The organism is Deinococcus betulae (assembly GCF_020166395.1).
Classification (GTDB): Bacteria; Deinococcota; Deinococci; order Deinococcales; family Deinococcaceae; genus Deinococcus; species Deinococcus betulae.
In genome coordinates this window covers 24,589-50,056 of record NZ_JAIQXU010000032.1, presented here as the reverse complement: position 1 = coordinate 50,056, position 25,468 = coordinate 24,589, and the positions used below count along the sequence as shown (strand labels likewise).

Here is a 25,468-nt window from a genome sequence, read left to right as displayed (position 1 = left end):
TAGTCCTATCTCAAGGTTATGGCTAAGGTAACCATCGCTAGGTAATGAACTTGCCTTTTGTCTTATACGGCTTCCGATTAAATCCGCAATGAAGCATAAGGCCACCAATGAAAGCGGGTGGCGGCACGAATCTGATCTGTAGCGTGTTCGAGCTTGCGACATTGGTCGCCCAGAATCGTTTCCAGCGCGGCCAAAGACGCGAAATGCTGATTCTTGAGCGGCTCGTCAGTGAGTCTCCACAACCGTTCCGCGGGCTGCAACTCGGGCGAATACAGTGGCAACACGACGAGTTCAAGGCCCTCAGGCACGCGCAGCGTGCCCGAGGTGTGCCACCCCGCACCATCGAGCACCACCAGAATGTGTCGTTCGGACCCTGCTCCGACATTGCGGGCGAAGGCGGCCAACACCTCTTCGAAGACTCGGGTATTGACCCGTGGCGTCAGCCAGAACTGGCTGGCGCCGGACTCTGGGCAGGCAAAGGCCGAGACGTACAACCACTCGTAGCGGTGTTGGACGCGGGCGATAGGCCGCTGACCGCGCGGTGCCCACACTTTGCCCAGGATCGGTTTCAGGCCGAGTCGGTGCTCATCCATGCACCAGAGTTCAACGCAGTCATGACGCGCCTCAGCTGCACGGAGCTGCGTAACGAGCGTGTTTTTTAAACTTGTCCTGCGCCGCGTCATCGGCCTCGACATGTCGAGGCCGGGCCGTCTGTTGGCTGAAGCCGATGGCGTCAAGGAACTCATAGGCGCGTGACACGTACAGCTCTTTGCCCAGGGTCGTCTTGATCCACTGCTGCACCTTCGGGCCGTTCCAGACGAGCCCTTCGGTATAGTCTGCTCGAATCGTTTGCGCCAACAGCAGGAGTTCTGCGTCGGTCAGCAGTGTGGGGGCACCGCTGTTGCGGTGCCGCCGGTCACGCAGGCCTTCCAGCCCTTGGGCATGGTATCGGTGGATCAGATCGACCAGGCGAGGCACGCTGTAGCGGGTGATCGTCAGGACCTCTGCTCTGGAGCGACCCTCGGCCAGCAACGCCATCACCTGGAGCCGACGGCGCTCCACCGCACACATACTTGCCTGATACTGCTGCCACAGCACCTCTGTACTGTGTTGAAACGCCACTTGCAACGCTCGCCCCATCCCTCATGTTATGACGGATTTAATCGGAAGCCGTGTTACCTTGTGTCCCGCTGCCATCCAATGCCTACGTTCGAGTCGCCTGGGTTGGACAGTGTTCGTCTACAGGTCAGACCCAAGCCTTTTCAGCTGGACCCGACCGGCGCCTGAAGCCAGCGTGCCAGCGCCCACCCACTCAACAGCGTGGCCTCAACGCGTGGGCCATGCTCGTCGGGGGTGAACCAGTCGCCGCACCAGCCCAGAGCCAGTTCAGCGTCCCAGTGGCAGGGGCCGGGCGCCCGCCGGGTCGGGGTGGCGTAGCGCCAACGGTGGGCAAAGGTCGCCTGAACTTCCAGGTCTTCGCCCATGATCTCGGTGGCAGCGGCTTGAAGAACCGGCAGCACATCCTCGGGGGTCGCGTCTAGATGGGCAACGCTCCAGTCGGCATTCGCCTGCACCAGCAGCGCCGGCGGATGACCGGGGGGCCGCTTGGTGTGTTCCAGGGCCACCCAGTCCAGCGTGGGGTGACGCACCTGGGTGGCCCGGTGCGGCCAGGCCGGGCCCCGCGCTAGCACCAGGCCAGCGGCCCAGCACGGCGCGAACCTCACCTGCGCCGCCGTCCAGCAGGCGCCCTCAGAAGCGGTGCCCTCCAGGGGGACATCGTTTAGCAGGGCCAGGAGTTGAGGCGCCGGCAGGTTCAGCACCAGGCGCGCCCCTTCCCAGCTGTGCCCGTCGCGGGCATGGACCCGCCAGCCTCCTACCCGTCTCTCCAGGCTGGTGATTTCGGCGGCGCTGTGGACTTCCAGCCCGCGCGCCAGCGTGTGGCCCAGGGTACTTAAGCCTGCGGGTGGGGCATACCGGGGATGGCCGTCCTCGGCAGGCTCAACCTGCCCGTCGGCCCACTGGGCCAAGCCGCGCGTCCAGACAGCGTTCCAGCCGCTCTGCACGCCGCTTTCGGCCAGGGTGCGGGTGCGCTCATGGCGGGCGGTGAAAAAGCGGGCCCCGTGGTCAAACCGGGCGACCTCACCGCCCGGCAGCGTGACGCGGCGGGTGGCCGCCCGGCCCGAGACCCCCCGGCTCTTGTCCAGTAGCAGGACATGCAGGCCGGCCGCCTCGGCGTCGCGCGCGCAGGCCAGCCCGGCCAGCCCCGCCCCCACCACCAGAAGATCGGCCACGCTTAGAGCAGCGCCCGGTGATCGGCCAGCAGGCAGCGGTCCTGCACCACATCAATCCCGCGCGCCGTCAGGGCCTGGGCTGTGGCATCGTCGCGGATGCCCAGTTGCAGCCACACCACCTTCGGCAGCGGCGTCATGGCCAGGATGTCGTCCAGATGCTCATGCACCTTGTCGCTGCGGCGAAAGACATCCACGATGTCTACGGGCACGTCCAGTTCGGCCAGGGTGGCCACCGCCTTGTGGCCGAAGTAGCTTTGACCCCGCCCGGCCAGCGCCGGATTGACTGGAATGACCGTGTAGCCCTGGCGGTGCATGTATTCGGGAACGTAGTAGGCCGGGCGCATGGAGTCGTGATGAAATCCGACCACCGCGATGACCTTGTGGTCGGTCAGCACCTGCCGAATCTGGGGGACAGAGATTCGCAGGGTCATGCGCTGGCTCCCAGGCTGGCGTAGGCGGCCTGCGCGGCTTCCAGGGTCAGGCCCAGTTCCTCGTCGCCGTGGGCGGCACTGACAAAGATGCTCTCAAACTGGCTGGGCGCCCAGTACACGCCGCGCGCCAGCAGACCCTGGAACCAGTGGGCGAAGGCGGCAGTGTCGCTGCGCGCCGCGTCGGTGTAGGTGCGAATAGACCCGTCCGGCACCCCCTGATGAAAGGCCGTGAGCATGCTGCCCACGTGGTTGATGCTGATCGCCACGCCCGCCTCCTGGGCCGCCGCCCGCAGGCCCCCTGCCAGCGCCGCCGTGTAGGCGTCCAGCCGGGCATATAGCCCAGGATCGGCTTCCAGCGTCTTCAGGGTCGCCAGTCCGGCGGCCATCGCCAGAGGATTGCCGCTGAGGGTCCCGGCCTGATACACCGGCCCCTGCGGCGAGACGAAATCCATCACCTCGGCCCGGCCGCCGTAAGCGCCCACCGGCAGGCCGCCGCCGATAATCTTGCCCCAGCAGGTGAGGTCGGGTTCCAGGCCCAGCAGGCCGGTGGCGCCGCGCAGCGACAGGCGAAAGCCCGTCATCACCTCATCGGCAATCAGCAGCGCGCCCCGGTCCTTCACGCGGTGCAGCGCGGCCAGGAAGTCAGGGGTGGGAATCAGCACCCCGGCGTTGCCCACCACCGGCTCAAAAATGACAGCGGCGATCTCGTCACCGCGCGCGGCCATCAGGGCGTCGAGGGCCGCCGGGTCGTTGTATTCGCTCACCAGGGTCAGGCGGGCGTAGTCCTCGGGCACGCCCGCGCTGCTGGGGGCCGCCGCGCCCAGGGTGTCGGCGTTCGTCAGCAGGCCGCTGCCCGCCTCAACCAGCAGGCCGTCGGCGTGGCCGTGGTAATTGCCCCGGAATTTCACGGTGTACTTGCGGCCAGTAAAGCCGCGTGCCAGGCGCAGGGCGCTCATGGTGGCCTCGGTGCCAGAGCTGACGAAGCGCACCCGCTCGGCGCCGGTCAGGCGCGTGACCAGTTCGGCCAGCAGCACCTCGCGCTCGCTGGGGGCGCCGTAACTGGTGCCCAGGGGCAGGGCTTCGGCCACCGCTTCGCGCACCGCCGAGTGGTTGTGCCCCAGAATCATCGGTCCCCACGACCCGATGTAATCGAGGTAGCGCGTGCCGTCGGCGTCGGTCAGGTAGGCGCCGTCGGCCTTGGCGATAAAGCGCGGGGTGCCGCCCACGCTGCGAAAGGCCCGCACCGGGCTGTTCACCCCGCCGGGTGTGACGGCCCGCGCCCGCGCAAACAGCGCCTCAGAGCGCGTGGTGGCCGCAGGCACCGCCAGAAGGTCAGTGGTCATGCCGCTCACCTTAGCGGAAGCGGCAACCCGTCAGGCGCAAGGTGGGCAACAGTTGGCCCCGGCCCTGTGCGTTAGCTCTGCTGATGCTCAGGCGACTCCAGGGGCCCATCAAAAGCGCCCCAGTGTGTCACGCCCGGCCCCGTCTGCTCCTCTGCCTTTATCTATGGAGCCGACCGGGTGGCCTTGCTGGCCCACAGAGGCGCCGGAATTCGCCTGATACGGGTTCCGTCTGTTCGGTTGATACATCAGAACAGAACTGGCTCGCAAACTCCACGCCCGGAACCCGCCCTGCTCGGATCAAACCGTTGTTGCAAACGATTGAATCGGCGTCCGTATTACTTCTTCTTGACGGTCAGCGAGTCGCAGATGGCGATGGCTTCGGTCATGGGCGCCAGCGTGTCGGCGCTGGCCTCGCAGAAGACAAAGCGGCCAGGAACCCCTTTGGCCGCCACCGACATCCCCAGGTGGTAGCGCTCCGAGAAACTGGAGTTGCCCTGCGTGTCCAGCACCAGCAGCTGCCGGGTGGAGGTCTTCACGCTGCGCAGCACCTTGCGCGGGGCCGCCACGTCGTAGGTGACGAGGGTGCTGGCCACGCGGAATTTCATGGTCACGTCGCGGTCGTCGTCTTCGAGCCGTTTGAAAAAGGTATCGGCCTCATAGGTCCCAGGCGCCTTACCGGTGATGACGTACTTCTCGCTGCCCGAAGCGTTTTCGGCGTCCATCGAGAAGGATTTGAGGGTTGCGGCGGCCAGCACGCCGCCTCCCAGCGCGGCCCCCAGCAGTGCGGCGGCCCTCAGCGAGCGGTGAAATCGGGTCATGTGTGCCTCCTCGGAACAGCAGAAAGGAACGGGGCGGGGGCCAGCGCCGCAGCAGCTGGGCCTCTGGTCATCATAGGCCTAGAGAAGCCGATACAGAAAAGCCCCCTGGCATACCAGCACCAGGGGGGAAGAGAGGCCGGGTTGACCTACAGCCCCAGCAGTCCTGCGGCGGCCGTGGCGGTCAGTTCGCGGCGGAAGGGCTCCACCAGCGCCCGCTCCTGGGCGGTGCCCGACTGCACCGTGCTGTTCAGGTCAGGCACCTGTCCGCTTTGCAAGGCCTGGGCCGCCTGCGCAAAGTCCACATTGGGAAGGCCCAGCGCGCGGTTGACTCCGGCGCGCACCTGGGCGTAGCGCTCGGCGCTCATGCCTTCGCTGCTCAGCGCCGCCGCCTGGGCCTGGCGCGCGGCTCCCACGCTGCTGCCCACCTCACGCAGCACGCCCAGCATCTGCAAGACGTTGGGATTCTGGCCGTTCTGCACGTCGGTCCAGACCGTCTGTACGCCGGTAAACGACGACCCCAGGGCGTCGCGCACCTTGCGGCGCACCCGCACGAACTGCTGCACGTCTTGGCGCGTCAGGGCGGCATTCGCGGTGCCGGTGGAGGTGGCGCCCCCGGGGGGCTGTGCCTGACCGGACGGCGGCTGCGTTTGGGTCTGCGCCGGCCCCTGCCATCCGGCCAGAAACGACCGGGCCGGCTGAATCACGAAAAACCACGCCAGGCCGCCCAACAGGGCCACCACCAGCAGGGCGCTGCCGCCGCAGCCCAGACACCCGCAGCCCAGTCCTCGTCCACGCCCGCCCATCCCAACCTGTCTCATGCCTGCACTGTACGAGGCTGGGCGGCGGGAGGTTCCGGGCGCTATCATCGCGGCGTTCCAATCTTTAAACCCAGTTCAATTCGTCCTCAGCCCCGGAGGTTCCTTCATGCGCGTCTCTGCCGCTCTGCTCTCGGCCCTGGCCCTGAGTGCCTGTACCCGCACCCAGCCCGTGCCCCTGCCCACCGAAACGCGCCTGCACGACAGCCGTACCTTTACGGCCATTGTGCCTGCGCTGAGTGCCCAGCCCGGCGCTGACCTGTATCAGGGCAAGCTGCCAGGTCTGCACGGCGAGGCCAGTTACGCCCTTGAGGTCCCGGCCAACTGGAACGGCCAGCTGGTGATGTACGCCCACGGCTATGCGGGCGAAGGCAAAGACTTGCGTGTGCAGGCGCCGCCCCTGCGCGCCCTGTGGCTGAGTCAGGGGTACGCCTGGGCCGCCAGTTCGTACAGCGCCAACTCCTACGACGTGCAGGCGGGGGTGGAAGACACCAATGCGCTGGCAAACGCCTTTGTGTCCCTGACGGGCGGCAAGTACGCCGCGCCGAAAAAAGACCCTGATTGTGGGCGTCAGTATGGGCGGGCACGTGGCCGGCGCCGCCGTGGAAAAGGAAACGCAGGCTACGGCAAAGAACAAGACGGCTTACGCCGCCGCCCTGCCTCTGTGCGGCGTGATGGACGAGGAGTACGAGTTTCAGTGGCTGGGTGACTATCCGCTGGTGGCCGCGCAACTGGCCGGCCTGGGGCCCAAAACCTTTCCCCAGGGCCAGGACACCTACCGGGCGCTGCTGCCCGATATTCTGGCCGCCACTTTCAGCAGCGTGGGCGGCGCGCTGTGGCAGGAGAACGCCACGCAGGGCGCCAAACTGCGCGAGATTGCCCGCAACCTGACCGGCGGGGCGCGGCCGGTCTTTGATCTGGGCTTCCGCACCGCCCAGTGGCAGCAGGCCGTCCTGAGCACGGGCGGCGCCGACGGCACTGTGATGGGCATCTTGCCGCGCAACCTCTACGGCAACGCGGGCACCACCTACCGCTGGACACCGGGCGCGGTCCCCACCGAGGCCGAGAAGACATTTAACGCCGGCATCCTGCGCGTGACGCCCGCCGCCGACCCCAACCCGGCCCGCCCCGGCACCGTGCGCTTCCTGCCGCGTGTGAACGGCGACATCAGCGTGCCGGTGCTGACCGTCCACACCACGGGCGACTTTTACGTGCCGTTCAAGCACCAGCAGCTGTACCGCGCCGCGGTGAATGCGGCTGGCAATGGCGAACGCCTGGTGCAGCGGGCCGTGCGCGCCGCCGGCCACTGCGAATTTACGCCGGCCGAACTGGTCGAAGCCTTTACCGACCTGGTGAAGTGGGAAGCGGGCGGGGCCAAACCCGCCGGCGACGACGTGACCACCCCCAGCGTGGTCGCCGAGGCGGCGTATGGCTGCCGGTTCACGCGCGGCACGCGGGCCGGGGTGGAGGCGTGTCCCTGAGCTGAGCAGGGAGAAAAGAGGAGCGGCCCTAGCGCGGCTCCTCTTCTGTGTCGGGAAGGAGGGTCAGCAGGGCGAGGCCCGCGCCCAGTTCGGCGGTGACCCGCTCTTCCTGGACCTCATTACTGACGGTCCAGCCGCTGCCCAGGGGGACATTGGCGCCCGTCAGGGGCCAGCGCACGCCGCGCAGGGTCAGGGCGCGCAGCTCGGTCAGTGCTAGCACGCTCAGGGTGGCGCCGGGGGGCAGGGCCAGCGACAGGGGAGAGCCGGGAAGGAGCGGCCAGCCCCATTCATCGCCGCTGGTCAGGGTGACGCGCAGGCCCTCGCCGGTCAGGCGCGCAGCGCCCAGGGCCAGGGCCAGGGCGTGGTCGAAGCGGCCCCCAAAGGCGCCCAGAACGACCAGTTCGGTGGCGCCGCGGCTGCGGGCGGCCTGTACAGCCAGTTCGGCGTCGGTGGCGTTCTTGGCGGTGGGGTGAACTTCTCGCGGCGCGCTGATGTGCACCCCTTCCGAGGAATCGAAGTCGCCCACCCAGGTGTCCACTGGGACCCCCAGCAGGGCCGCGTGGCGCGCGCCGCCATCCGCCGCGATCACGAGGTCTGGGCGCGGCAGCATGCCCAGCAGGGGCGAAAGGATGAGGCGGCCCCCCACCAGAATCCAGGCAATCACGCGCCCTCCCGGTCGTCGGGCAGCAGGCGCACCTGCGCGTCGTCCACCGTCAGGCGCAACCTGCCGCCCTCCAGCAGTGTCGCCTCACGCGGACTGAGGGTCAGGTGCAGCGGGCCAAGGGGGTGGGTCACGGTGACGGGCGTGCCGCCCTCGCCGGCTGGGGCGGCCACCGCTGGCCACGCCTCGCCTGCCCCCAGGTGCAGGGCCGTTTCAGGGATATGGCGCACCTGGCCAGGCCCAGCGGGCAGCAGGTTGGCTTCGCCCAGAAAGGCAGCGACCCAGGCGGTGGCCGGGGCCGTGAACACCGCCTCGGCCGGGCCTGTCTGGATCAGCTGCCCGGCCCGCATCACTGCTACGCGGCTGGCCAGCGCGCGCGCCTCGCGCTGGTCGTGGGTGACCAGCAACACGCCTGCCCCCACCCGCGCAAACAGCGCCCGCAGGCTGGCCCGCAGCTCGGCGCGCAGGCGCTCGTCGAGGTTGGACATCGGTTCGTCCAGCAGCAGCAGGGGCGCGTCGGTGGCCAGGGCGCGGGCCAGTGCCGCCCGCTGCGCCTGCCCGCCGGACAGCTGGGCGGGGCGGCGGGCCTCCAGCCCCGTCAATTCGACCAGCGCCAGAGCTTCCTGGGCGCGGCGCTGGGCCTGGGCGCGCGGGGCGCCGCGAACGCGGGGGCCATATGCCACGTTGTCCAGCACGCTCAGGTGCGGAAAGAGGGCGTAGTCCTGAAACACCAGGCCCACCCGGCGGGCTTCGGGGGGGCGAGCGGTCACGTCCTGGCCGCCAATCTGCACGGCGCCGCTGTCAGGCCGGTCCAGTCCAGCGACCAGTCGCAGCACCGTGCTCTTGCCGCAGCCCGACGGCCCCAGCAGCGCCACTGTTTCGCTAGACTGAACAGTCAGGGACACGTCCTGCACGGCCTGGACGGGGCCAAAGGCTTTGTGAAGGCTGCTGAGGGTCAGGGCGGGGGCGGTCATGGGCTCCTGCATCCTAGGTCACCTCGCCTTCGCCGCCGTCCAGCAGGGTAAAGGCCAGCCCGGCCAGGACCAGCAGCAGGGTGGCCAGCGCACACGCCTCGCCCAGATTCCGCTCGCCGGGGCGGCCCAGGCGGTCATACAGGCCGGTGCTGAGGGTGGCCCATTCGGGGCGGGTCAGCACCAGGGTCGCGCCAAATTCACCCAGCACCGTGGCCAGGGCCAGTGCGCCGCCGCCGCGCAGGGCGGGCGCCGCCAGCGGCCAGGTGACGGTGCGGAAAGCCGCCGCACTGCTGGCGCCCAGTGACCGCGCCGCTTCGTGTAGCCGGGGCGGAATGGCGCGCAGGGCCGGCAGCACCGAGCGCACCACCAGCGGCCAGGCCAGCAGGGTATAGGCCGCGATCAGCAGCGGCAGGCTGGCGGCCAGCGCCGGATAGGCCAGCAGGTAGCCCACCGCCAGACTGACCGGCGAGACCATCAGTGGCAGCAGCGAAACGAGGTCAAGCACCCGTGACCGGGCCTGCCACGCCCCCAGCGCGTACAGCCCCCCCAGCACTGTGGCCCCGGCCAGAGCCATCAGGCCAAAGCGCATGGTGTTCCAGGCCAGCAGCGGGGTGGTGTCGTCGGCCAGTACGCCCTGCCAGTAGGACAGGGTGGGGCCGCCTGTGCCCAGCAGGCCGCGCGCCACCACAGCCAGCAGCGGCGCAAAACAGATCAGGACCGTCAGGCCCCCCAGGCCCAGCAGGGCCAGCCGGGCGGCGCCGCGTGCGGGGGGCCGGGCTGCCGCCGACACGCCCACGCCGCCGCGCGTCAGGCGCACGTAGGTCCAGGTGGCCAGCAGCGTCAGGCCCAGCTGCCCCACAATCAGCGCGCTGGCCTCGGGCAGCCGCAGTTGCAGGGCGGTCAGGGTGTAAATCTCGACCTCCAGCGTGGCGTAGCGCTCGCCCCCCAGCGCCAGGGGCAGGCCAAAGCTCAGGGCGGAATACAGAAAGACCAGCACGGCTCCGGCCAGCACCCCTGGCAGGGCCAGTGGCAGGGCAATGTCCCACGCCGCACGCCTTGCGCTGGCGCCCAGGCTGCGCGCCGCCCCCAGCAGGCCGGCCGGCACCCGCGCAAAGCTGGCGTAGCTCAGGCGCACCATCACCGGCAGATTGAAAAAGAGGTTGCCCAGCACCAGCAGCAGGGGCGTGTCGCTGAGGTCCAGGCCGGTCAGGCGCGTGACCCAACCTTGCGGCCCCAGCAGCGCCGAGAGCCCCAGCACGGCGACCAGCGTGGGCGTGACGAAAGGCAGCAGCAGCAGGCGCAGAAAGGTCTGCTGGCCGCGCAGTTGAAAGCGGGCCAGCAAAAAAGCCAGCGGCACGCCCAGCAGCAGGGCCAGACCAGCCGTGGTGACGGCCTGGGCCAGCGTCCACAGCAGGCGGCCCTGGAAATAGGGGTCGGCCCAGACGGCCAGGGTCACGCCGCCTTCGAGCATGGTGCGGGCGAGGGGCAGGGCCAGGCAGAGGGTGACGAAGAGGAGGCCTGGCAGGGTGAGCAGAAAGGAAGTGAGACGGGTCATGGGCAACCAGTTGCTCTGTGCGTGTGCCTCACTCCCCAGCCCACAAAGGGGGACGACTTCGCCGCGCAGGGCGGCCTGCACGTTGCTGCTGATTTGACTGATGCGCCTGGAACCTGATGACAGGGCGAGCAGCGCTGCGCTCGGCCAGGGTGTCTACTGACGTTGGTGGGTCTGCTCAACTTGGTCATGGGTCTGGCCTCGTCTGGACCTGGGCGGGATTGGGGCAAGGGGTCTTGGTGCGGCCCAGAGGTTCGACTTTGAAAAAGAAGCTGTTGCTTGAGCGCCTTTCAACAGTAGAATCTCGCGCCTTAAGCGTCCTCACCTGCCACCATCCCAGGGCCAGCAACGGAAGCCGTCGTGCGCGCAGCGCGCGGGCGTGAGGCGATGGGCGACAGGTGTGCCACGGCGTCCACCGCGTAGAAAGACAACTCTCTTCCGCCGCGCCAGTCAACCCCTCCCCAGTGCCAACGTTGCTCTCCCGTCCCCTCTGGGGATGGGGGGTGGGGCAAGCAAGCGACATCTCACCCCCCACACCGCTACCCGTCCGCCTTACCTCGCCCTCAGCACCTGCGTCACCCAGGCGTCCACCAGCCGCTGCGGGTTGGCCGTCACGGCGGGCTTGATGGCCTCGGCTTTCGGTGCCTGGGCAAACTTGAACACTGGATTCAGGGGCGTGCCCTGGACGGCGGGGTAAATCCACATCCGGGTGGGCAGGTCCGCTTGCACGGGGCTACTCAGCATGAAGTCCACGAACTTACGGGCCAGGGCGGCCTGCTTGCTGCCCTTCAGGACGCCCACGCCTTCAAGCTGGGTGAATGTGCTGCCGGGCAGAAAGAGGTTGCCTGTCGGGGCCTGGGCCGGCAATTTGGCAGGATTAAAGCCGTCGGCGTAAAACACCTCGGCGGCGGGGCTGCTGGCGTAGGACAGCACGATGGGGTATTTACCGCCGTTTCTGGTGAAGTCCTTGTAGTAGGCGTCGCTCCAGCCGCGCGTAACCTTCATGCCGCCGGCACGGGCCGCGCGCCACCACTGCCAGGCCCCCGCCTCGCCGTAGTGGTTGACCGTGGCGAGCAAAAAGGCCAGGCCAGGGCTGCTGGTCGCCGGACTTTGCACCACGGTCAGCTTCGCGTAGGCCAGCGTTTTCAGGTCGTCCAGGTTCTTGGGCAGGGCCAGGCCCGCTTTCTCGAACCACGCGCGGTCGTAGTTCAGGGCCACAAATCCGTAGTCCACGGTGTTCAGCAGGCCAGCGTCGTCCAGACGGTAGGCGGCTGGCACCTTGGCCAGCGCAGGTGACGTGTAGGCTTCGAGAATCCCGGCCTGGCGGGCACGCGGCAGCAGGCTGTTGTCCAGGCCATAGACCACGTCAGCAATCGGGGCGCGGCGGGTCAGAATCAGGCGGTTTAGGAGTTCGCCCGCGTCGCCGCCCTTGATGAAGCGAACCTTCGCCCCATTGGCGGTCTCGAACGCCGCCACCAGCTTCTTATCCACGTCAAAGGAGTCGTGGGTGATGACGGTCAGGGTGGTCTGGGCCTGGGCAGCCCCCCCCAGCAGCAGAGCGGTCAGTAGTGTTCTACGCATAAAAAAGTCCCCTCGCGTCACGAGGGGAAGCGGGGGCCGCCGCCAGTATGCAGGGCGGGGCCGGTCACGCTCCCTCCGCCGGAATGACCCGGATCAGGTTCCTGGGGTAAGTCTCAGCCAAACCTGCTTCGGTTCGGCACCCCCGGTGACGCACCCGCGAGGATAGCGCAGAACGCACAGGGGGAGTCAGTGCGCCTGAGGGTTGTCTTCGAGCGCCCTGAAAAGCTGCGCAGCAGAGAGAGCAGAGGGGGGGGCATAGCCTGCGGTGTCAACGGAAGTGAGGGCTGTGCCGTCTCCCCAGGGCAGAGCGGGCGGCTCCTGTCAGGCGTCAGAGGTCTTCGTCTTCCGGCAGCGTTCGGGGGTAACGGGAGACGCTCAGGCTGAGGCCTACCTCACCCGCCAGCCGAATCAGTGCCGCCGGAAAATGGTCAGACTGGTGCACGATCTCACGGCCCTTTTCGTCCAGCATGCCGACGCGGTCCTCGATCCCAAAGTCCAGTTCCATGTCGCTATGGTTCAGCGTGGGGTCTGTGGCTGTCAGCCGCTGGTGCAGGGCCAGCAGGCTGGCGTGGTGCGTCTCTAGGAAAAGGATGGTATCCTCAATTTGTTGGCCTGGCTGGTCAAATTCGGCCTGACTGGTTGCCAGCAGAAAGCCAGAGTCTCCTACAGGACGGGGTGGGCGCCCCAGCAGGTCGCCTTCCCGCCACACCCAATGTGAGGCAAACGCGGTTTCGGCCAGAAAAGCGGTCACATCAAAGTAGCCGTAGACGCGCAGAATGCAGCTCATTGCCCTGATGCTAGGCCAGAAGGGCGCGTCTGGCGTGTCACCCTGAGGCATGATGCGCAATCTGCTGGTGTGGACAGTGCTTCAAGACGCTGGGGGCCGCGTGCTGCTGGGGCGGCGAGACGGGTCAGTGTACGGGCACGGGCTGTGGGGGCTGCCAGGCGGGCAGGTCGAACCCGGCGAGGGCCTCCCCGAAGCGGCGGCGCGCGAGGTCCGGGAAGAAACTGGGCTGACGCTGCACCCGCAGGTCCTGTCGGTCCTGGGCGTGCGCCGTTACGAGGTGGACGGCGCGCAGGGCACCGATTTTCTCTTTCTGGCTCGCCAGTGGACAGGTGAGCCACAGCCGCTGCACAAGACCTCGGCCGTTGCCTGGGTTCTGCCGTCGGCGCTCCCATCGAAGTGCCTGCCCTGGCTGCCCGCCGTTCTGGAGGCCCACCTGGCGTGGGGCGTGCCCGTTACAGAACAGTTGCGGGACGTGCGCCAGGTACGCGCGCTGGGTGGCCTGGCATGAGCTTTCAGCTGGTGGCGTGGCTGGCGGTGCAGGACGGGGCCGGGCGCCTCTTGCTGGGCCGCCGCGACGGGTCCTCGTATGCCCACGGCCTCTGGGGGCTGCCGGGCGGGCGGGTGGAACGGGGCGAGGGTCTGGCCCAGACGGCAGCCCGCGAGACGCTGGAAGAGGTGGGCTTGGTGGTTCACCCAGACGCCCTGACCTGCCTGGGCGCCTGCCGCTACGACCTGGACGGTACGCAGGGCCTGGACGTGTTTTTCCTGGCCCGGACCTGGGCAGGGGAAGCTCGGCCTCTGGACAAAACCTCTGAGGTGGCCTGGTTTGCCCCAGACCGCCTGCCCCCCGATGTGCTGCCGTGGCTCCCCAGTGTTCTTGATGCCCACCTGCACGGCGCTGCCCGCTTCACGGAACTGGTCGACGGCTGGGACGGCCTGCGCTCCCTTTTCTAATCGATTCTTCTTTCCTGCCCTACGGAATCGCCCACCGAATGGTCCCCACCTGATCGGTGCGCCACACCCTGGACTGGGCCTGTGCCAGCCGCGCCAGCACGTCGGGGTGAGGGTGGCCGTAGGTATTGCGTCCCACGCTCAGCACGGTGTCGGCGGGGGTGGCCTGGGCCAGCAGCGCCTCGCCGGTGGAGTAGCGGCTGCCGTGGTGGGGCGCTTTGAGGACATCCAGGTTGCCGGGGCTGGCCAGCACCTCGCCCTGCTGGTTCAGGTCGCCCAGAAACGCCGCGCGCCAGGCGCCCGATTCCAGGGTCAGGGCCACGCTGTTCTCGTTGTCTTCGGGGTGCCAGCCCTGCCCGGCTGGCCACAACACCGTCAGGGCCGCGCCCGCCGCCTGCACGCGGTCCCCGCGCCGCACCTCGCGCACGGGGACGCCCTGGGCCTGGGCTTCGGCCAGCACGGCGTCCAGCACAGGGTCGCCGCGTTTGTGGTGCCCAATCCACAGCTCGCCCACCGGCAGGGCGCGCAGCACGGCCGGCACCCCTTCGATATGGTCGGTATCGGCGTGCGAAGCGACCAGCACGTCAATCTTGCGGACTCCCAGTGCCCGCAGGGCCGGCACAACGGTGCGGCCGCCCACATCGTAGTCGCTGCCCACCGAACCGCCCGCGTCAATCAGCATGGTCAGGCCCGGCAGGCGAATCAGGGTGCTGTCGCCCTGCCCGACATCCAGATACACCACCTCGCGCGCCGGGGCCAGCCAGCCCGGTAGGGCGGTCAGCAGCAGGCCCGCAAGGACAGTGCCCAGCGCCACCTCCAGCCGGACGCGGTTCATCAGCCACAGCCAGCCGGCCCCCAGTGCGGTTGCGTAAGCCACCACCCCCGCCGCGCCGATGCTGCCCCAGGTCAGCACGGGCGCGCGGCCAAAGGTTTCGGCCACCGCCAGCAGCGCCGAGGCCAGAGGTCCTGTCAGCAGGTTGACGGGCGCGGCCAGCGGCCCCAGCAGACCGGCCAGAAAGCCTAGTGGCACCAGCGCCGCCATGATGGCCCCGGCTACTAGATTGGCGGGCAGGCCCACCACCGGAATCTGCCCAAAGGTGCCGGCCACCACTGGCAGGGTGCCCAGCTCGGCCAGAACCGTGGCGACCAGCGCCAGTTTCAGCCAGCGGGGCCAGCGCGCGGGCAGGCGGGCGGCCACGCGCTCGGTCTGGGTCAGGGCCAGCACCGCTAGAAACGACAGCTGAAAGCCCACGTCCAGTAGCCACAGCGGAAACAGCAGCAGGCAGGCCAGCGCCGCCAGCGAGATCAGGGCCAGGGGGTCGGGCCGTCCGCGCCCGGCGGTCAGGCCCAGCAGCACCGCCGCGCCCATGATGACCGCCCGCGTGATGCTGGGCGACGGCTGCACCAGCAGCAGCAGGTAGGGCGCCAGCAGCGCGGCGGGCAGACCGTAACGCCACGCAGGAGCGGCGCCCGCGCGAATCAGCAGCCAGACCAGCACGCCGGTAATCAGGGCGACGTTCTGTCCCGACAGCGCCATCAGGTGCGCCAGCCCCGCACGGTTAAAGGCGTCCCTGACTTCTGTACCGTCTCCAAAGCTCTCGCGGCCGATGTCGCCCCGGTCGCCCAGTTCCACCGCCTGCATCAGCGCGGCCTGCTGCCCCGAGAGGCCTGCCGTCAGCCCCCGGCGAAACCAGCCGCGCAGGCCGCCTTCCGGGACGTGCCGCTGCACCCTGGCCGCCACCAGCACCGCGCCGGGTGCGGGCACGAACAGGCCGCCCTGAGAGCGCAGCCACGCCGCCTGGTCAAAGCCGCCGGGCGTGCGGCGGCCCTCGGGGATCACCAGTCGGCCAGCCACCTCCAGCTGCCCCGGTCCCTGGGTGGGTTTGGGCGCCAGCGCCACGCGGGCGCGCGGCGCCTGCAAGGTCAGAAACTGGCCGTCCCACTCGCCGCGCAGCGTGACCTGCGCCCCCAGCCAGGGTGTCAGGGGCTCGGGACGGTTCAGGGCTGTGGTGGCGGCCCACCATCCGGCCGCGCCGCCCACCAGCGCCAGCCCTGCCAGCAGTGGGCGGGCGTCCCAGACCGCCAGCCCCGCGCCCAGGCCCAGCACCGCCGCGCCCCAGCCGTGGCCCAGGGCCAGCAGAATGCCGCCGATGGCGCCCAGCAGGGCCGGCAGCGGCCAGGCCAGTCGGCCGGCGCGGGCCGGCGCGCTGGTGCTGGGCCGCGCTGCGGCCGGCAGGGTGGCCCCGCTCAGAACGTCACCAGGGGCGTTAGGGCTTTCAGGGCCGCTGGCCCGATGCCTTTCACGGCGTCCAGGTCGGCCAGCGACCGGTAGGGCCGCCCGGCCAGAATGCGCCCCGCCAGTGCTGGCCCCACTTTGGGCAGGGCTTCTAACTGCTCTGGCGACGCCGTGTTCAGATTGACCCGGCCCGAAATCAGCGGCTGAACGCTGGCGGTGGTGGGGTAGGTGGGCGGCTCGGTGCTCTGCGGCGCGGTCACGGGCGGCAGGGACGTGCGCGTGACCGTTGGCGCTTGTGGACGCGGCAGCAGCACGGGCCCCAGGCTCAGGGCCGCCGTGAGCAGCACCCCGGCCGCCAGAGGCAGCGACCAGGGCAGGAAGGGACTGGACATGCGGTCAGCTTAGAGAAGAGGGATTCCAGCTGTTGCCGCAGATGTGGAGGCGGGGCGTGGGCGTGTGTTGACCTCTCTGGCCTGAGGAGGCCGAGTTGCTCTGCGCTCAGGCGCTTTGCAGCCCAGCCCGCACATGGAAAGCCTCGCGTCCTTTTGGGCCTGACGCGCTGAGTGCCGGCCTTGAGCTGACAGGAAGCGCCAACCGCTGAGGACGGCCCAGCCTCTTGGCCGCCTCTGCTGCGGCATGCTACACTTCCGGAGTTTGCCTCCCCAGGGGGGCGCTCTCGCGTGACGCCGCCGACTCTGTTCTGAGAAGAGCCGTGCACCCGCTCCGCGAGTGGTCAAGGAGAAGCACCATGAAGCGTACCTACCAGCCCAACGTCCGCAAGCGGGCCAAGACCCACGGCTTCCGCGCCCGCATGAAAACCAAGGCCGGCCGCAACATCCTGGCGCGCCGCCGCGCCAAGGGCCGCCACCAGCTCACCGTCGCGGACGAGTAAGCCCCCTTTACCGGGAGCGGCCACCATTTCGCAGTCCCCCACCTCCAGCGCCACGCAGGCACGGCCCCGCCGTCCGGTGGCGCTGGATTCATTGCGGGGGGACCGCGAATTTCGCAAGGTGCGTGCCCACGGCGCCGTGGTCCGTGACCCGCTGTTTACCCTGCGCGTCACCGAGTACCGGCCCCGCCACGGGCAGCCCTGGCGCCCAGGCGCCGTGATTGGCATCGTGGTGCCCAAAAAGACCCTGAAGCGCGCCGTGGACCGCAACCGTGCCCGGCGCCGCGTGCGGGAAGCCCTGCGCACCCTGCCGGGCGGCCTGCCGGCCTGCCGCGCCATCCTGATGCCCGGTCCGGCGGTCCTGAAGGTGCCGTTTGGCGAGTTGCAACAGGCGCTGGCCCGCGCGCTGGCCCGTGCGCCCAGCCGCCGGAGCAAGGGCGGCGGGAACCCAGGAAGCGCCAGCGGCGTACCTGCCCCTGTGCCTTCCCCTCCTGTGACGCCCGGCGGCCCCGCGTGAAGCGCGGGCTGGTGCGGGCGGTGCGCGCCTACCAGCGGCACCTGTCGCCGCGCAAGCCGGCGCCCACCTGCCGCTTTACGCCCACCTGCTCGGAATACGCCGTGCAGGCCCTGGAACGGCACGGCGCCGTTAAGGGCAGCTGGCTGGCCGCGTGGCGCATCGCGCGCTGTAATCCCTTCGTGCCGGGCGGCGCCGACCCGGTGCCCGACCATTTTCCCAAGAGGCCACCCCAGACCCCATGAAGACCCGACATCTGCTGTCTCTTGCCGCCCTGGGCGGCGCGCTGCTCCTGACCGGGTGCAGCACCACCGGCCCCCTGCCGACCTTCGGCAAGGCCATCACCCCTGAATGGATCACCACCAACTTCGACGGTCTGCCGGGTGACGAGTACATCGCCACCAGCAACCTGCAGGACGTGGTGTTTAACGGCCGGGGCGAGGTGATTGGCTGGTACGTCAAGAACTACGCCGGGACGCCGTACATCAAGCGGAGTGCCGACGGCACCTACGACTTTTCCGCGCTGCGTGACCAGAAAGGCATCGTCAATCTGGTGGCGGGCCGCAAGGCGCTGGCCGTGCAGGCGGCCGGTGGCCTGAATCCGGCCGCCGCCGCCGAGGTCACTGCCCCCACGGGCCTGACCACCGACCTCAAGGCCAACCGCCAGGACGCGGTGTTCCGCTACACCCAGGGCGGCGCGACCGTGACCAAGACGGTCACGCTGCACCCCCGGAACTTCAAGGTGGATGTCCGCACCGAGGTCGCGGGCGGCCCTGAGCGTGTGAACCTGCTGTTCCCCGGTCTGGGCAAGGCAGGGGACCCGCGGGTGCAGGCCCTGACCGTGGGCAGCGCCCAGCCAGCCGCCGTGCAGGGCAGTGGGAAGCTGTCGGTCGAGAATATTCAGTATGCGGCCCTTCAGGAAAACCCCAGCCAGGTGGCCCACGCGCTGATTCTGCGGCCCCAGGCCGGCGACGCCAGCAGCACCGCCACCCCGGCTTCTGCGCCAGCTGACGCTTCTCAGGCGGTAAATGTGACGCTGGCAGGCGGCGCCCAGAGCCTGATTACCGCCAGCGTTCCGGCCACCAGCACCCTGGAAATTTACGGCGGCCGCAACGAACTGATTCACCTGTACCAGAGCGGCTATACCAGCCTGCCAGGCCTCTTTAAGCCCAACTTCTTCGGGCAGATCAGCCTCTATATCGTCAAGTTCATGGAGTGGCTGTACGGCCTGATCGGGAACTGGGGTCTGGTGCTGGTCATCCTGACGGTGCTGCTGCGCGCCGTGATGTGGCCGCTGATGCAGGCGCAGGGCCGCACGACCGCCCGGATGCAGGTCATGCAGCCCAAGATCAAGGAGATTCAGGAGAAGTACAAAGAGCGCAAGGACCTGGACTCGCAGCGCGCCATGCAGACCGAGATGCAGCAGCTGTACCGCGACTACAACTTCAACCCCGCCGGCTGCCTCTCCACGTTCATTCCCTTTCCGGTGCTGATTGCGCTGTGGTCCACAATCCGCAACTTCGAGTTCGACAGCGGGTTCCTGTGGCTGCCTGACCTGGCGATTCCCGACCCCTTTTACCTGCTGGCTCTGGTGTATCTGGTGGTCAACATCGGACAGCTGTACGTGATGACGCGCAAGACGCCCGACATGTTCCGGCAGCAGGCGTTTATCTACCTGATTTTCCTGTACTTCGCCCTGACCTTCCCGGCAGGCGTGACGATTTACATCATTCTGTCCACCCTGATTGGCATCGTTCAGCAGGTGCTGATTAACAAGCAGGTAGAGCGGGAAACCGCCACCATCGGCCAGAGGGTCGAGAAGTCGGGTGCCCGGCCCACGAACACGCCAAAGACCACCAAGGTGATTGACGCACCGAAAAAATAAAGTGGTCAGTGAAGAGGCCCCCGCCTGTGTTGGTCAGGCGGGGGCTTTCTTGTCTCGGGCTGTAACTGGCTCTGGCAGTTCTGGTCTACAGCCGGGCCAGTTCCTGCTGGGCGGCGGCGTAGCCAGGGCGCAGGCGCAGCGCTTCGCGGTAGGCGGCCTGGGCCTGCGCGGTGCGGCCCAAGCCTGCCAGGGCCCGCGCCCGCCAGTAGTGCGCTTCCTCGTGCGTGGGGACCGAGCGGAGCACCGCCCCCGTCAGCGCCAGCACCTTGTCGTACTGGCCCGTGCGCGTAAACGCCTCGAACGGTCCGAAGATGTACCACAGCGCCCGCCAGGCCAGGCCTCCCTGCACCCAACCGGGGCGCGTGGGGTCCAGGGCCGGGTCGGGGTGGGCCGCCAGCGCCTGATCAAAGGCGCGGGCCGCGCCCTGCGAATCGCCCAGCGCCAGCTTGGCCTCGCCTAGATTCAGGTACGCCACGGCGTCGCCCAGGCGGGTGGCCTCGGCCTGGGCGACGCGCAGGGTCTCGGCTCTGGCGGCGGCCGGGTCGGCGCGCTGGCCCAGCAGGGCCCGCACCTGCTCCGCTTTGGCCGGGGCCGACACCACCAGAAAGGTGCGGCCAAACGAACGCCACAGGGCGTCAAATTTGGCGTAGTCCATCTTCAGCGGTCCCAGGTAGGAATCCAGGGCGCTGTAGGTCTGCGCGGCGTCGTCGTAGCCGGTCAGGAGGCGGTAATGCCCCATGCCGCCCGAGTCGTGGGTGATGAACCACGTCTCCACGATGACCGGAAAGCCGGCCGCCAGAAGGGTACGCAGCATCGTGCGGTCGCCCCCACGGGCGAGGTGCACGTCCATGCCCTGCGAGCGGGCGTAAGCGGCCAGTTCGTCCGGCGAGGTATTCACGTCCCCCTTGCTGGGCTTGAGCCTCGGAGCGATGTCGTACTGGGTCAGCGTGCTGCCCCAACGGCTCAGGGCCATGCCGATGGTCACGGGCCCGCAGTTGTTCAGCCGCTGGTATTCGTGGCGGATACCGCTGACGCTGGCGTGGGCCGGCAGAAGGACAGCTGGCGGTGGTGCTGGCTTGGGCATAGGCACCGGGTCAGGCTTGGGGGTCGGGGCGGGTTCAGCGGCCGGTTCTGGGTCGACCGTGACCTCGGGCTGGGCTTCAATAGTTGGGGGAACCGGCGCCGCCGGGGTGACTGGTGGAACTACCGTTTGCGCTGCTGGCACGGGCCGGGTCTTGTCAGCCTGCCAGCGGCTCACGCCAAAAGCGCCGGCCCCCACCAGAAGGCCAGCGGTCAGCAGCAGGACAGGAAGACGCATCCCCTTATGGTCCGTGCCCTTCATGATGCCGCGCTGAGGTACAAACGTGGCCAAGGTCGCCGTTTGGGAAGGAAAAGGGCGAGCCACATTGAGTTGGCTCGTCCCCTGGATTTCTGGCTTTGAAGGAGATGGTGAACCCTGAAGACCTCGGGCGTGGAGCGGTGGTGGGGCCAGAGTAAATGGCCAGGGCCTCACCCGTGCCCTGAAGGCTGTTCCCACCCCCTACTTCCCACAACCCACTCCCCGCTTTTTAGTACGCCATGACCTGCTTGATGGCCTTCGCCACACGCACCGGGTTGGGGCGGTAGACGTCCTCTACAGCGGTGAATGGCGGATACGGGGCGTCAAAGCCGGTCACGCGTACAATCGGCGCGCGCAGGTATTCAATGGCCTCTTCGGCAATCACGGCGCTGATTTCGCTGTGAAATCCGGCAGTGCGGGGCGCCTCGGTGACGACCACGGCGCGGCCGGTCTTGGCCACGCTGGCCAGGACGGTTTCGGTGTCCATCGGGACCAGGGTGCGCAAGTCAATGACTTCAACCCCAATCCCCGCGTTCTTGGCGGCGGCGGCAGCCTTCTGCGCCACCTCAACCATGCCGCCGTAACAGATGACCGTCACGTCGTCGCCTTCCGTCGCCACGCGCGCTTTGCCCAGGGGGACGCGGTAGTCGCCTACCGGCACCTCTTCCTTGACGCTGCGGTAGAGCTTAATGGCCTCAAAGAAGAACACCGGGTCGGGGTCGTTGATGGCGCTCAGCAGCAGGCCCTTGGCGTCGGCGGGGGTGCTGGGAATCACGACCTTGACGCCCGGCGTGTGGGCCAGGATGGCCTCGGGGCTGTCGGCGTGCTGCTCGGGGGTATGCACGCCGCCGCCGTAGGGCGCGCGGATCACCATCGGCAGGTGGTAGCGGCTGCGGGTGCGGTGCCGGAAACGGCCCAGGTGCGACAGAATCTGGTCCAGCGCCGGGTAGAGAAAGCCCGCAAATTGAATCTCGGCAATGGGTTTCAGGCCCGCCAGGCCCATGCCAATGCCCATGCCCACAATGGCCGCTTCGGCCAGGGGGGTATCAAAGACGCGCTCCACGCCGTGTTTGGCCTGAAGGCCATCGGTGGCGCGGAAGACGCCCCCCATCACGCCCACGTCCTCGCCGAAGATATGTACAGCCTCATCGGCACTGAGGGCAAGGTCCAGCGCGTCGTTGATGGCGGCCACCATCGTCATGGTCTTGGTGTTCGTGGCAGTGGCCGTCATTGGGCGTCCTCCGCGAGAATCTGCTCGCGCTGTTTCTGGAGTTGCGGGGTGGGTTCGGCAAACACATGGTCCAGAATCTCGGCTGGTGTTGGCTCGGGGTAGCTGTCGGCTTCCTGCAGCGCCGCCTCGAACTCGGCGGCCACCTCGGCCAGCAGCGCGGCCTCGCTCTCCTCGGTCAGTAGGCCTTCGTTCAGCAGGTGAGTGCGCAGGCGCAGCACGGGGTCCTTGGCGTCCCAGCCTTCCAACTCGGCTTCGGTGCGGTAGCGGCTGGGGTCGTCGGCCACGGTGTGCGGCTTGACGCGGTAGGTCACGGTTTCAATCAGGGTGGGGCCTTCGCCGTTTCGGGCGCGCGCCACAGCCTCGGCAGTAACGTGGTAGGTCGCCAGAGCGTCGTTGCCGTCCACCCGCACGCCGGGAATGCCGTAGCCGTCGGCGCGGCGCGAGAGGTCGGTGGCCTTGGTCTGGGTGCGCGTGGGCACCGAGATGGCCCAGCCGTTGTTCTGGAGGATAAAGACGCACGGCGCGTTCAGGGCGCCAGCAAAATTTAGGGCCTCGTGAAAGTCACCTTCGCTGCTGCCACCGTCGCCAATAAAGGCCATCGCCACGTTGCGGGTGCCTTTGCGGCGCTCGGCCAGGGCGGCGCCCACCGCCTGCGGGTACTGGGTGGCAATCGGGATGTAAAAGGGCAGCACCTTCAGGTCGGCGGGCATGTGCCAGCCGTGCGGCGAGGTGCGCCAGTAGGCCAGCGTGCGCGCAATCGGCAGGCCCAGGGTCAGGGCCGCGCCGGTGTCGCGGTAGGTGGGAAACAGCCAGTCGTTCTTGGTCAGCGCGGCGGCGGTGCCCACCTGACTGGCTTCCATGCCGCCAAACGGCGGAAAGACGCCCAGGCGGCCCTGGCGGTACAGCACCCAGCCGCGCTCATCAAAGTGGCGGGCGCGGCGCATCTGGCGGTACAGCTCAAGACGAATCTCGGGGGCGGGCAGCAGGTCGGGGCGAAGCACGCTGCCGTCGGGCGCCACGATTTGCACCATACGGTCATCCTGCTGGGCCGCGTCGTAGGCGGCCTGCGCGGCCTGGAAGGCGCGGTCGGTCTCGCCTGATTCCGGCGCGGTGGGAACAGATTTGGGTGAAGTCATGCGGAAGGCTCCTTGAGGGGGAATGAACCGGAAGCAGGCCAGAAGCAGGCAGCTGAGGCGCAGTGACCCCGCGCCCTGCTTGCTCAAAAAGCGCCGTCAGGGCGCGCGGCGCTGGTTTAACAGTCGGCGCGCACCGGGCAGGGGGCAGGGCAGAGGCTCAGGCATGACAGGACACTGGGTTGCGGGCGGTCAGCCCCGCAAGATGGATGCCTCCCAGCGTAGCAGCCGGGAGGCAGAGGGACCAAACGCTCGTTTGTTGAATGGGGACGGGGGAGGAGAAGGAGCGCTTGAGGTTAACGGGTTGTTCTTCCGGTCAGGAGGTCAGGTAGGTAGCCTGAGGAGAGAATCTGTCCTGGCTTCCTCCTGCTGGAAAGCTCTCTGAATCCAGCCTCTGCACAAAGGAAGAGTAAGAACGGCTTATGAGAACAGCAGTTCTCTACCCCCTATACATCACGTTCTGCAACCCCCTTACGGCCTCCAGCTGCCGCCGTTGACCGTGCCTGTGCCCGAGGCCGGCACGGTGTATGTGCGGTTGCTGCCGCCCTCCCAGGTGACGCTGGCGCCGCTGTCGCCGGGCTTCTTGACGAACTTGAACTGCAAGGCGGCACTGGGCGGCAGGCTGACCGTGGTTTTCCAGGTGCAGGTGCTGCCGCTGCAGTTGCTAGGGGTCAGGGCCAGGGCGCTGGCGGTGTTCCAGGCGCCCAGTTCGCTTCGGTCGCCCAGTAGATAGACGTCCTGGCCGAAGTAGGTGCTGGCTGTGACCTGAAAAGTGACCGGCACGGCCGTGCCCCCGCCGCCCGTGCCAGACGCCCCAGCGCGGTAGATGCCCATCTTGCCTGCCCCCAGCGTGACCGGCAGCTTGCCCGCCGTCACCGTGGCGCTGGCCGGCGCACCTTCGGCCAGCAGGTCGTTAAAGACCGTGCCGTTCGTCAGCGCGCTCTTGTCGGCGGCGCTGATGCCGCTGTTGCCAGCCAGGTCCAAGTTGACCGCCGCGCTGCTGCCTGAAGTATTGACCACCACCACAAAGCGGTTGGCGCCGCTGCCCCGGTAGAAGGCGTAGACGTTCTGGCCGCCGTTGGGGCGCCACAGTTCGGCGTAATTGCCTTTCCAAAGTGCCGCATTGGCCGTGCGAATCCCGATCAGTTTTTTGGTCAGGTCGTAGGTGGTTTTGGGGGTGCCGCCGCCCGCCACGAAGTTGGCCTGCGCGGCGTTCCGGCCACTGTCGGTCCAGGCCCAGGTCGGCATGTCGCGGCGGTTGTCGGGGTCGGAGCCGCCGTACATGCCCAGTTCGTTGCCGTAGTACAGCTGCGGAATGCCCGGCAGCGTCATCAGCAGGCCCAGGGCGTTCTGGTAGCGGGCCCGGATGTCGGCTTCGGCCACGCCTGCGCCCGGCTCGTTCACGAAGCGCGGCACGTCGTGGTTGTCCAGCAGGTTCACTTGCAGCAGCGTGCGGTCCAGGCCCAGGGTGCCCAGGGTGTCGCTCATGCTGGCGGCCACCCGGTCCAGGCTGCCGGCTTTGCCGACGCCGTCCACCAGGGCCTGACGCAGCGGGAAGTTGAAGGTGGAATCGAATCCAGCGTCCAGGAAAGGCTTGAGCTGCGACGCACTCCCCGACAGGAACGCCTCGCCCAGCAAGAAGGTATTGGGACGGGTGGCCAGCACCCCCGGTACCCACGAGTTCTGCCAGTAGCTGTTGGGCACGTGCTTGACGGTGTCCATCCGAATCCCGTCCACGGCGTAGGTGGCCGCCCAGCTCTTGGAGAGGTTGGTCAGGTAGGTGGCCACCGCGCTGTCCTCTTGCCGGAAGTCGGGCAGGCCCGCCAACGGGCAGACAATCTCGTCCCCACTGCAGTTCCCGTGAAACCAGCCGGGCTGCTGCGAGGCAATGCGCGCGCCGTAGCCGGCGTGGTTGACGACCATGTCCATGATGTACTTTTGCCCGCCGGCCTTGAGGTCGTTAATTAGGCCGGTCAACTCGGCGCCAGTGCCAAATTTGGGGTCCAGGGCGGTGTCGTTGGGGTTGGCATAGTCGGGCCAGTAGCCGTGATAACCGCACGAATTGCCATTGACCAGCCCGACTTGCTTGTAGACCGGGGTGGTCCAGACGGCGCTGGCCCCCAGGTCGCGGATGTAGGGCAGCTTGGCGCGCAGTCCGGCCAGGTCGCCCCCGTGAAACTTGGTAGCGCTGGTGCGGTCTAAGCAGTTGGCCGCGCCCAGGGTGTCATTGGAAGAGTTTCCATTAAAGAAACGGTCCGGCAACACGAGATAGATCACCTGCTGCCGCCAGGCGTCTATATTCGCGCCGCTGATGGCCTGGCCGGTGAGCGCAGCATCTTTGGAAACGGTTCCAGATGGGGCAGGGCTAGGCGCTGGGGTTTGAGTACAGGCAGACAGCAGCAGGGCCGACGAGACGACCCCCCAAAAGGCAGAACGTTTCACAGTTGAAACCTCCAGCACACAGAACACCCCGCACGGCTGCGGAGTGGGTGCGTGAATTTGTGGTGCCCCGAAATCATAAGCGATAACGCGGCTTCAGACCTCAAGGGGGAGGGG

At 68.1% G+C, this 25,468-nt stretch carries 25 protein-coding genes and 1 riboswitch; of the genes, 7 read left to right on the top strand and 18 right to left on the bottom strand.

Annotation, left to right across the window (positions count from 1 at the left end):
* Positions 1-77 precede the first annotated feature (77 nt).
* The 7 genes from K7W42_RS19135 to K7W42_RS19105 form a co-directional block, all read right to left on the bottom strand.
* Positions 78-683, bottom strand: a complete 606-nt coding sequence (locus K7W42_RS19135; protein ID WP_224576688.1) for an IS630 family transposase — start codon at positions 681-683, stop codon at positions 78-80.
* A complete protein-coding gene (locus K7W42_RS19130) occupies positions 625-1,098 on the bottom strand; it encodes a winged helix-turn-helix domain-containing protein (RefSeq protein WP_224576687.1) in 474 nt (157 codons plus the stop codon). The genes K7W42_RS19135 and K7W42_RS19130 overlap by 59 nt, the downstream gene beginning before the upstream one ends.
* A gap of 164 nt (positions 1,099-1,262) precedes the next feature.
* Positions 1,263-2,291, bottom strand: a complete 1,029-nt coding sequence (locus tag K7W42_RS19125) for an NAD(P)/FAD-dependent oxidoreductase (protein WP_224576686.1) — start codon at positions 2,289-2,291, stop codon at positions 1,263-1,265.
* A 2-nt stretch (positions 2,292-2,293) separates the two neighbouring features.
* Positions 2,294-2,722: a CoA-binding protein gene (locus K7W42_RS19120; protein WP_224576684.1), complete on the bottom strand. Its 429-nt coding sequence runs from the start codon at positions 2,720-2,722 to the stop codon at positions 2,294-2,296.
* Entirely contained in the window at positions 2,719-4,065 is a 1,347-nt protein-coding gene (gene hemL, locus K7W42_RS19115; protein ID WP_224576682.1) for a glutamate-1-semialdehyde 2,1-aminomutase, read from the bottom strand. The genes K7W42_RS19120 and hemL overlap by 4 nt, the downstream gene beginning before the upstream one ends.
* Before the next feature lie 335 nt (positions 4,066-4,400).
* Complete coding sequence (locus K7W42_RS19110; RefSeq protein ID WP_157458628.1) at positions 4,401-4,883, bottom strand: hypothetical protein; 483 nt, start codon at positions 4,881-4,883, stop codon at positions 4,401-4,403.
* Positions 4,884-5,029: 146 nt separating this feature from the next.
* The gene (locus K7W42_RS19105; RefSeq protein ID WP_224576680.1) at positions 5,030-5,701 is read right to left on the bottom strand and encodes a hypothetical protein; all 672 of its coding nucleotides are present in this window, start codon (positions 5,699-5,701) and stop codon (positions 5,030-5,032) included.
* Between the two features lie 584 nt (positions 5,702-6,285).
* On the opposite strand from K7W42_RS19105, the gene K7W42_RS19100 reads away from it, so the two are divergent.
* On the top strand, positions 6,286-7,179 hold the full coding sequence (locus K7W42_RS19100) for a hypothetical protein (protein ID WP_369411396.1): 894 nt from the start codon (positions 6,286-6,288) through the stop codon (positions 7,177-7,179).
* Between the two features lie 28 nt (positions 7,180-7,207).
* Here the strand turns inward: K7W42_RS19100 and K7W42_RS19095 are convergent, their stop codons facing one another.
* The 5 genes from K7W42_RS19095 to K7W42_RS19075 form a co-directional block, all read right to left on the bottom strand.
* Positions 7,208-7,843 (bottom strand): thiamine diphosphokinase, encoded by a 636-nt coding sequence (locus tag K7W42_RS19095; protein WP_224576678.1) that lies wholly within the window; start codon positions 7,841-7,843, stop codon positions 7,208-7,210.
* A complete protein-coding gene (locus K7W42_RS19090) occupies positions 7,840-8,814 on the bottom strand; it encodes an ABC transporter ATP-binding protein (protein ID WP_224576676.1) in 975 nt (324 codons plus the stop codon). The genes K7W42_RS19095 and K7W42_RS19090 overlap by 4 nt, the downstream gene beginning before the upstream one ends.
* 13 nt (positions 8,815-8,827) lie before the next feature.
* Entirely contained in the window at positions 8,828-10,369 is a 1,542-nt protein-coding gene (locus K7W42_RS19085; protein ID WP_224576674.1) for an ABC transporter permease, read from the bottom strand.
* 549 nt (positions 10,370-10,918) lie between these two features.
* Positions 10,919-11,947, bottom strand: a complete 1,029-nt coding sequence (locus K7W42_RS19080) for a thiamine ABC transporter substrate-binding protein (protein ID WP_224576672.1) — start codon at positions 11,945-11,947, stop codon at positions 10,919-10,921.
* Between the two features lie 52 nt (positions 11,948-11,999).
* Positions 12,000-12,101: riboswitch (TPP riboswitch) on the bottom strand.
* Positions 12,102-12,275: 174 nt separating this feature from the next.
* Positions 12,276-12,734: a hypothetical protein gene (locus K7W42_RS19075; protein ID WP_224576670.1), complete on the bottom strand. Its 459-nt coding sequence runs from the start codon at positions 12,732-12,734 to the stop codon at positions 12,276-12,278.
* Positions 12,735-12,783: 49 nt separating this feature from the next.
* Between K7W42_RS19075 and K7W42_RS19070 the strand changes: the two genes are divergently transcribed.
* Both K7W42_RS19070 and K7W42_RS19065 read left to right on the top strand, forming a co-directional pair.
* Entirely contained in the window at positions 12,784-13,242 is a 459-nt protein-coding gene (locus K7W42_RS19070; RefSeq protein ID WP_224576668.1) for an NUDIX domain-containing protein, read from the top strand.
* On the top strand, positions 13,239-13,688 hold the full coding sequence (locus K7W42_RS19065) for an NUDIX domain-containing protein (RefSeq protein ID WP_224576666.1): 450 nt from the start codon (positions 13,239-13,241) through the stop codon (positions 13,686-13,688). Before K7W42_RS19070 ends, K7W42_RS19065 begins: the two co-directional genes overlap by 4 nt.
* 19 nt (positions 13,689-13,707) lie before the next feature.
* Here the strand turns inward: K7W42_RS19065 and K7W42_RS19060 are convergent, their stop codons facing one another.
* Positions 13,708-15,792 carry a DNA internalization-related competence protein ComEC/Rec2 gene (locus tag K7W42_RS19060; protein ID WP_224576665.1) on the bottom strand — a complete coding sequence of 695 codons (2,085 nt, stop codon included), beginning with the start codon at positions 15,790-15,792 and terminating at the stop codon, positions 13,708-13,710.
* 140 nt (positions 15,793-15,932) lie between these two features.
* A complete protein-coding gene (locus tag K7W42_RS19055) occupies positions 15,933-16,313 on the bottom strand; it encodes a ComEA family DNA-binding protein (protein ID WP_224576663.1) in 381 nt (126 codons plus the stop codon).
* 356 nt (positions 16,314-16,669) lie between these two features.
* Between K7W42_RS19055 and rpmH the strand changes: the two genes are divergently transcribed.
* The 4 genes from rpmH (at position 16,670) to K7W42_RS19035 (ending at position 19,209) form a co-directional block, all read left to right on the top strand.
* Positions 16,670-16,813 carry a 50S ribosomal protein L34 gene (rpmH, locus tag K7W42_RS19050; protein WP_157458609.1) on the top strand — a complete coding sequence of 48 codons (144 nt, stop codon included), beginning with the start codon at positions 16,670-16,672 and terminating at the stop codon, positions 16,811-16,813.
* A gap of 76 nt (positions 16,814-16,889) precedes the next feature.
* Positions 16,890-17,327 carry a ribonuclease P protein component gene (gene rnpA / locus K7W42_RS19045; RefSeq protein ID WP_439648872.1) on the top strand — a complete coding sequence of 146 codons (438 nt, stop codon included), beginning with the start codon at positions 16,890-16,892 and terminating at the stop codon, positions 17,325-17,327.
* Positions 17,324-17,569, top strand: a complete 246-nt coding sequence (gene yidD, locus K7W42_RS19040) for a membrane protein insertion efficiency factor YidD (RefSeq protein WP_224576661.1) — start codon at positions 17,324-17,326, stop codon at positions 17,567-17,569. Before rnpA ends, yidD begins: the two co-directional genes overlap by 4 nt.
* Positions 17,566-19,209 (top strand): YidC/Oxa1 family membrane protein insertase, encoded by a 1,644-nt coding sequence (locus tag K7W42_RS19035; protein ID WP_224576659.1) that lies wholly within the window; start codon positions 17,566-17,568, stop codon positions 19,207-19,209. The genes yidD and K7W42_RS19035 overlap by 4 nt, the downstream gene beginning before the upstream one ends.
* An 85-nt stretch (positions 19,210-19,294) precedes the next feature.
* Here the strand turns inward: K7W42_RS19035 and K7W42_RS19030 are convergent, their stop codons facing one another.
* The 4 genes from K7W42_RS19030 to K7W42_RS19015 form a co-directional block, all read right to left on the bottom strand.
* Positions 19,295-20,527 (bottom strand): tetratricopeptide repeat protein, encoded by a 1,233-nt coding sequence (locus K7W42_RS19030; protein ID WP_224576657.1) that lies wholly within the window; start codon positions 20,525-20,527, stop codon positions 19,295-19,297.
* A gap of 250 nt (positions 20,528-20,777) precedes the next feature.
* Entirely contained in the window at positions 20,778-21,779 is a 1,002-nt protein-coding gene (locus tag K7W42_RS19025; RefSeq protein WP_224576655.1) for an alpha-ketoacid dehydrogenase subunit beta, read from the bottom strand.
* On the bottom strand, positions 21,776-22,915 hold the full coding sequence (gene pdhA, locus K7W42_RS19020) for a pyruvate dehydrogenase (acetyl-transferring) E1 component subunit alpha (protein WP_224576654.1): 1,140 nt from the start codon (positions 22,913-22,915) through the stop codon (positions 21,776-21,778). Before pdhA ends, K7W42_RS19025 begins: the two co-directional genes overlap by 4 nt.
* 468 nt (positions 22,916-23,383) lie before the next feature.
* Positions 23,384-25,354, bottom strand: a complete 1,971-nt coding sequence (locus K7W42_RS19015; protein WP_224576653.1) for an alpha-amylase family glycosyl hydrolase — start codon at positions 25,352-25,354, stop codon at positions 23,384-23,386.
* Positions 25,355-25,468: the final 114 nt, after the last annotated feature.

Coding starts and splice junctions, on each gene's coding strand:
- K7W42_RS19135 (WP_224576688.1), bottom strand. CDS start 683: ATGACGCGGCGCAGGACAAGTTTAAAAAACACGCTCGTTACGCAGCTC.
- K7W42_RS19120 (WP_224576684.1), bottom strand. CDS start 2,722: ATGACCCTGCGAATCTCTGTCCCCCAGATTCGGCAGGTGCTGACCGAC.
- hemL (WP_224576682.1), bottom strand. CDS start 4,065: ATGACCACTGACCTTCTGGCGGTGCCTGCGGCCACCACGCGCTCTGAG.
- K7W42_RS19110 (WP_157458628.1), bottom strand. CDS start 4,883: ATGACCCGATTTCACCGCTCGCTGAGGGCCGCCGCACTGCTGGGGGCC.
- K7W42_RS19105 (WP_224576680.1), bottom strand. CDS start 5,701: ATGAGACAGGTTGGGATGGGCGGGCGTGGACGAGGACTGGGCTGCGGG.
- K7W42_RS19090 (WP_224576676.1), bottom strand. CDS start 8,814: ATGACCGCCCCCGCCCTGACCCTCAGCAGCCTTCACAAAGCCTTTGGC.
- K7W42_RS19085 (WP_224576674.1), bottom strand. CDS start 10,369: ATGACCCGTCTCACTTCCTTTCTGCTCACCCTGCCAGGCCTCCTCTTC.
- K7W42_RS19080 (WP_224576672.1), bottom strand. CDS start 11,947: ATGCGTAGAACACTACTGACCGCTCTGCTGCTGGGGGGGGCTGCCCAG.
- K7W42_RS19075 (WP_224576670.1), bottom strand. CDS start 12,734: ATGAGCTGCATTCTGCGCGTCTACGGCTACTTTGATGTGACCGCTTTT.
- K7W42_RS19070 (WP_224576668.1), top strand. CDS start 12,784: ATGATGCGCAATCTGCTGGTGTGGACAGTGCTTCAAGACGCTGGGGGC.
- K7W42_RS19065 (WP_224576666.1), top strand. CDS start 13,239: ATGAGCTTTCAGCTGGTGGCGTGGCTGGCGGTGCAGGACGGGGCCGGG.
- K7W42_RS19055 (WP_224576663.1), bottom strand. CDS start 16,313: ATGTCCAGTCCCTTCCTGCCCTGGTCGCTGCCTCTGGCGGCCGGGGTG.
- rpmH (WP_157458609.1), top strand. CDS start 16,670: ATGAAGCGTACCTACCAGCCCAACGTCCGCAAGCGGGCCAAGACCCAC.
- K7W42_RS19035 (WP_224576659.1), top strand. CDS start 17,566: ATGAAGACCCGACATCTGCTGTCTCTTGCCGCCCTGGGCGGCGCGCTG.
- K7W42_RS19030 (WP_224576657.1), bottom strand. CDS start 20,527: ATGCGTCTTCCTGTCCTGCTGCTGACCGCTGGCCTTCTGGTGGGGGCC.
- K7W42_RS19025 (WP_224576655.1), bottom strand. CDS start 21,779: ATGACGGCCACTGCCACGAACACCAAGACCATGACGATGGTGGCCGCC.
- pdhA (WP_224576654.1), bottom strand. CDS start 22,915: ATGACTTCACCCAAATCTGTTCCCACCGCGCCGGAATCAGGCGAGACC.